Origin of the sequence: Bacillus cereus group sp. BfR-BA-01316, assembly GCF_022664195.1 — a bacterium.
Classification (GTDB): Bacteria; Bacillota; Bacilli; order Bacillales; family Bacillaceae_G; genus Bacillus_A.
In genome coordinates this window covers 1-219 of the sequence record NZ_JAKUGX010000144.1, presented here as the reverse complement: position 1 = coordinate 219, position 219 = coordinate 1, and the positions used below count along the sequence as shown (strand labels likewise).

The window sequence follows — 219 nt, the reverse complement described above, 5'->3', positions numbered from 1 at the left end:
CCGTTCTCAGTTCGGATTGTAGGCTGCAACTCGCCTACATGAAGCTGGAATCGCTAGTAATCGCGGATCAGCATGCCGCGGTGAATACGTTCCCGGGCCTTGTACACCCCGCCCGTCACACCACGAGAGTTTGTAACACCCGAAGTCGGTGGGGTAACCTTTATGGAGCCAGCCGCCTAAGGTGGGACAGATGATTGGGGTGAAGTCGTAACAAGGTAG

Annotated in this window: 1 rRNA gene; it reads left to right on the top strand. The window is 55.7% G+C overall.

From position 1 onward, the window contains the following. A 16S ribosomal RNA gene (locus MR071_RS25330) occupies positions 1–219 on the top strand; the annotation flags it as partial.